Below are 1,709 nucleotides of genomic sequence, written 5' to 3' on the forward strand. Positions count from 1 at the left end.
TGGCAATCGGTGGCCACTGGACGCCCCAAACGAGTCAGGGGAGATCAGGGGAGATCAATGGTGACTACCTGCGTGGGGAAGACGTGCGACACCCCAAACGAGTCCTGCAGTTGGAGGAAACTGTCGGTCGTCTCGGATTTGCGCGGCAGCAACGGCGTCACGCCCTCCACGTACGTCAGGTCTGACGACGCGAGTGGCATCACGAACGGCACCGCGATGCCACCGAGTGCTCCGAGCACCAGCAGGGCGGCCCACGGCTTCTGGACCGCGCCCCCGACAGTAGGCCAGCAGCCGCGACGCGCGCGCTTGGCGGCGATCGCGAGCAAGGCCACCGGCGCGGTGTGCACGGCGGCATCGGGCGCAGGCGACTCGAGCACGTCAGTCATGCGCTCGGGGTCCACGGAGAGCCTTTGCTCACGAGAGCGCGAGGGCGAGGAGGACGTCGAAGAGCCGGGCTCGAGGAATGGCTGGTTGTATGGTGGTGCCTTGCCCACACTGTTCCCCACAGGGGGCGCGGGGGGCGCGGCGCCGCCGCCGCAGAGCTGGCACCACCAGCCGCACAGGCAGGCGGAAAAGGAGCACCCGTAGTAGGATTCGTCTGTGAAAAAGGCGGGGAAGGCGAGGAGCATCGTAGGCGTGAAGATGAGCGCCATGGCGATCGCAAAGGCGACCGTGACCGCCGACGCGACGCCCAGCGACGAGATGGTCGAGACCGGTATGAGCAGCATGCCGAGGAAGCACAAGGTGAGGGTGACTCCCGAGACGAGGACCGTGTGGCCTGACGTTTCGAGCATCGTCACGATCGCGGCGCGGTACGACCGTTTGCGCACCTGTGGGGAAGGAGGGGAGGCGTCGTGGTGAGCACCTGCACGCTGTGAGGCGCGCCGCGGCCGTTTGCGCACCACGAGCTCGTCGCGGAAGCGCGTGAGCAGGAAGAGCGAATAGTCGATCGACATCGCAAGCGAACATGCGAGCATGAGGGCGGGCGCTTGGGACGTGACGTCTGAGTGCTTCGCGACGAAGTACATGACGATGGTCGTGCCCATCAAGCACGCGACGATGTTGATCAGCGGGATCAAGAGGAAGCGCACGTTGCGCAGCACACAAGCGAGGATACCGAAGGCGAGCGGCGCGGTCATTGTGGAGACCCTCATCGTCTGGTCGACTCCATCGAGAGCTGCCGCGAAGACGTCGGGCAGAGAGACGATGGTGATCTCGAGCCTCGGGTCCACCGCGTTCATGTGAGTCGCGTATGCCTTCCACTCGTCGCTGAGCGACTGGATCGGCGTGCAGTGATCCTTCTTGCTGGTGACGCAGCCGTTCGTCACGTGCTCGTTGAGAATGCGCCCGTCGCGCTTGACGTTGCATGCGGTGATCGAGACGAGCATGAGCGTCTCTGACTTGCCGCGCGCGAAGAGCGAGGGGGCCAGCAGCCGGCGCAGCAGGTTGGTGGCGCTCGCGTTGATGCCGGGCCAGGGGACTTGGACGCTTGGGATGGCCCAGTACGACGTGAAGCTCGTGTTGCACGTGCCCGCTGTGCCGTTGGTCGCCTTGGTCGTGTACTTGGCCACGATCGCCTTGAACGCATCCGACACGTTCTGGATCGCGCCGTCGATGGGCGGCAAGGGCGGCTGCGATGGCGGTGGCGGCAGCCCCAGCTGCTGCGCCTCCTCCTGCTGCTGCTGCGGGCATCCGAGCGCGAGCGGCCC

General features: G+C 65.9%; 1 protein-coding gene. It reads right to left on the bottom strand.

The window, feature by feature from the left end:
- Positions 1 to 44 precede the first annotated feature (44 nt).
- Positions 45 to 1,709, bottom strand: a 1,665-nt coding sequence (locus EB084_24805; GenBank protein ID NDD31485.1) for a hypothetical protein, incomplete at its 5' end; no start/stop codon positions are given.

This window comes from Pseudomonadota bacterium (assembly GCA_010028905.1).
In the GTDB taxonomy this organism is placed as follows: domain Bacteria; phylum Vulcanimicrobiota; class Xenobia; order RGZZ01; family RGZZ01; genus RGZZ01.